This window comes from Amnimonas aquatica (genome assembly GCF_002943415.1).
Lineage (GTDB): Bacteria > Pseudomonadota > Gammaproteobacteria > Pseudomonadales > Moraxellaceae > Perlucidibaca > Perlucidibaca aquatica_A.
This window is the reverse complement of the sequence record NZ_PTQZ01000181.1, coordinates 1-3,777: the sequence shown is the minus strand read 5'-3', so window position 1 is coordinate 3,777 and position 3,777 is coordinate 1. Positions and strand designations below refer to the sequence as shown.

The following is a 3,777-nucleotide window of genomic DNA, read 5'->3' as shown; positions in this document are numbered from 1 at the left end:
TCGGTCGTTATCGTTACCCAGATCCGCGACCAGTTCGAGTGGCTGCAGGCCAGCCTGGAAGGCACGGCCGATGTCGTCATGTCGCAGCAGAGCGACCTGAACGATGTCCTGCAGCTGATCACCATGGCCACGGCCTCGATCGTCTTCGTGCCGGTGCGGCGCGATGCCTGGATCGAGGACGTGCGCTTCATCGAAGGCCTGGTGGCGGCGCGTCCGACCCTGGCCTGCGTGGCCATCTCGGAAACCCAGGATCCCGAGCGGCTGCTGGGCGCCATGCGCGCCGGCGCCAAGGACTTCGTGACCTTCGGCGCCCGTCCCAGCGAGCTGTCCGGTCTGGTCCGCCGTCTCGGTGAACGTGTGCCCGAGGTGATCGAGGATCCCATGCGCCAGGGCACGCTGGTCACGCTCGCCAGCGAGCGGCCCGTGCTGCAGTCGGCTTTCCATGCCCTGCATGTCGCGGCCGCGTTGCAGAAGCAGAATGCGAACAATCGCGTGCTGCTGGTCGATATCGGCCTGCCGTTCGCCGAGGCCCAGCAGGTCTTCGGTCTGGAAGGGCAGTTCAGCTTCATGGACACCCTGCGCAACCTGCGTCGCCTGGACCGGACCCTGGCCGACACGGCCTTTCCTCGCCACAAGACCGGTGTCAGCGTGCTTTCCGCCGCTCAGGAGGGTTTCGACCTGAGTGAAATCACCACCTCGGAAATGTTCCTGCTGGTCGGCACCTTGCGCAGCCTGTTCACCCATGTGGTGTTCAACATCTGCGGCCTGCCCACCGTGGACATGACCGAGCTGGTCATCGGCAATGCCGATCACGTGGTGTTCGTGGTGGACCAGTCCATCACCAGCTGCCGTGCCGGCCTGGATTTCCAGGCCCGCCTGAAGCAGCTGGGTGTGCCCATCAATGACCCCATCGTGCTGGTGGATCATTACCAGCCCAAAATTTCTCCGGACAGCAATGCCATTGCCCGTTCTTTCGGTGTCGACAAGCACATCGACCTGCCGGCTGCCGCCGATCTGCGCCTGCGCGCCATGAACATCGGCCAGCTCATGTTCGAGCTGGCGCCGCAGGATGTGCTCTCGAAGCGCTATCGTGAGCTGGCCGGGCTCATCCAGGCCCCGCTGGTGGTCAAGGCGAAGGCCGGCGCTGAACAGTCCGGCAGCCTGCTGGACAGGCTCAGGAGCGGGCTGAACAAGAGCGGGCTGACCAGTGGCATAAAGGGAGCCTGACATGGCGGGCTACATTCCGGGCGGACGGATGCCGCCGAAGAAGGTCGATCAGGACATCGCCCAGATCAAGTTCCGCTTTCACCGCTACCTGATCGAGCGTGTTGACGACGACCACTTCAATATCCTGGAGAACACCCGCCAGGCGATCACGGACTATGTCCAGATCAAGCTGACGGCGTACGTCAACGAGAACTCGCTGCCGCTGTCGCGCTACGAGGCCGATCGCCTCGCCGAGGAGCTGGTCGACGAGCTGGTCGGCTTCGGTCCGCTCGAAGCCCTGCTGCGCGATGCCTCGGTGACCGAAATCATGGTCAACGGCCCCAACAAGATCTTCTTCGAGCGTGACGGCAAGATTCAGCGCAGCGAGCTGCGCTTCGTTGACGACAACCATGTCTTCCGCGTCATCCAGCGCATTCTGGCGCCGATCGGCCGTCGTCTCGACGAGTCCAGCCCCATGGTCGACGCGCGCATGCCGGACGGCAGCCGTGTCAATGCCATCATTCCGCCCATCGCCCTCGATGGTCCCAGCATCTCGATCCGAAAGTTCCGTCGCGATCTGCTCAAGGCCAATGACCTGGTGACCTACCGTTCGGTCAGCGAGGACATGCTGCAGTTCATCAGGAAGGCGGTGGGGCAGCGTGCCAACATCCTGGTCAGCGGTGGTACCGGTACCGGCAAGACCACCTTCCTCAATGTGCTGTCGAGCTTCATCAATCACCACGAGCGTATCGTCACCATTGAAGACACGGCCGAGCTGCAGCTCGGCAGCGACCATGTCGTGCGCCTGGAAACGCGCCCGCCCAACGCCGAAGGCTTCGGCGAGGTCAGCGCCCGCGACCTGATCCGCAACGCCCTGCGTATGCGCCCGGATCGCATCATCGTCGGCGAAGTGCGCAGCTACGAAGTCATGGACATGCTGCAGGCCATGAACACCGGGCACGAGGGCTCCATGTCGACGCTGCACGCCAACAGCGCCGCCGATGCCCTGCTGCGCATGGAGACGCTGGTCGGCCTGTCGGGGCAGAAGATCTCCGAGGCCACGCTGCGCGCCATCATCGTGTCCGCGGTGGACATCGTGGTGCAGCTGACCCGTCTGCCCAACGGCCGCCGCTGCGTCTCGGAAATCACCGAAGTGGTCGACCTGGGTGATGATCAGTACGTCACCAACACGCTGTTCAAGCTGGACCGCATTTCCGGCGAGCACCACAAGACCGCCAGCGGTCCGGCCAAGCAGCGCGTGATCGAGCTCATGAAGCAGGCGGAGGCCGGGCACTGACATGGCGATCATTCTCTATGCGCTGGTGGCCATGGCCATGGGCCTGGGGGCCCTGTTCCTGATCTGGCTCGGGCAGAAGCAGGCCCAGGAGGAGGCAGTCGCCAAGCGTCTGGCCACCGCCGGCGTGCAGGCGCTGGAGTTTCCGACCAAGGACTGGCTGACCCTGCACCTGGAGCGTGCCGGCGTGACCCTGGACCCGACGCACCGGCGCATCATCGGGCTGGCGCTGGTGCTGATCCTGCTGCTGCTGGCCGTGCAGTTCGGACTCGCCGTGGCGGCATTGGCAGCCTTCGCCTTCGCGGCCTTCGCCTATACCGCGGTGGGGACCATCTACCAGCGCCGCATGAACCAGATCGTGTCGCAGCTGCCGCGCCTGCTCGACCAGGTGGTACGCCTCATGCGCACCGGCAAGACCCTGGCCGACAGCTTTTTCCTTGCCACCAAGGATGCCGACGAGCCGCTGAAAACGGTCATGCTCAAGCTGCAGCGCAACATCCAGCTTGGCATGACCATTCCCGAAGCCTTCGAGGACCTGGCGCAGGTCTACCAGCTCAAGGAGCTGCAGGTGCTCTCGCTGGGTGTGAACGTGAATTCGCGTTTCGGCGGCAGTTTGATCGACCTGCTCAACAACATCATCACCCTGATCCAGCAGCGCGAGCAGCTTACCCGCCAGCTGCGAGCGCTCACCNATGCAGATTTCCGGTATGGCCGTGATCTGGAAAATGCTGAGGAGCGTGTGACATGACGGCGCTCTACGGAACCGTGATTTTCCTGCTGGTGGTGCTGGCCGCCGGCATCGTGATCTGGCTGGTCACCCGGGCGGCGGCGGAAAAGCGTCTGGTCGAGCGGCGCATGACCGCGCGTGGCCAGCATGAAGATGCCAAGCTGCTGAGCATGCGCTTCGCCGACCTGTTCGATGACCAGGAGCGCATTCGCAAGCATATCGAGAAGGATGGCGAACTGGCGCTGGCCATGTGGCGCGCGGGTTANACGGCTACAGCCAGAATGCGCTGCTGGTCGGGGTTTCCGTGGTCATTGTCTGCGTGCTGCTGCCCAAGCGCGTCATCAACAGCCGCGCCGAGGCACGCATCAAGCGCGTGGATGATGAACTGTCGCTGTTTGTGCAGATGCTGCGCATCCTGTTCGATGCCGGCCTCGCGGTGGAGCAGGCGCTGCGGGTCATGGTCAACGAGGCCGAGCATGTGCTGCCGGAGCTGGTCATGGAGCTGCGCCCGATTCTGCGTCGTGCCGAGCAGGGCCTGGACCTGGAGAAC

3 protein-coding genes are annotated in these 3,777 nt (G+C 64.0%); all 3 read left to right on the top strand.

Translation table 11 applies throughout. From position 1 onward, the window contains the following. The coding region (locus C5O18_RS07430) for a CpaE/TadZ family protein (RefSeq protein WP_105192819.1) at positions 1–1,227 on the top strand (1,227 nt) is incomplete at its 5' end. Between the two features lies 1 nt (position 1,228). Then, a complete protein-coding gene (locus tag C5O18_RS07425; RefSeq protein WP_105192817.1) occupies positions 1,229–2,503 on the top strand; it encodes a TadA family conjugal transfer-associated ATPase in 1,275 nt (424 codons plus the stop codon). Position 2,504: 1 nt separating this feature from the next. Then, a complete protein-coding gene (locus C5O18_RS07420) occupies positions 2,505–3,248 on the top strand; it encodes a type II secretion system F family protein (protein ID WP_105192815.1) in 744 nt (247 codons plus the stop codon). Positions 3,249–3,777 lie beyond the last annotated feature (529 nt).

Bases quoted from the DNA above. Each gene is read 5' to 3' on its own strand.
- C5O18_RS07425 (WP_105192817.1), top strand. From the start codon at position 1,229: ATGGCGGGCTACATTCCGGGCGGACGGATGCCGCCGAAGAAGGTCGAT.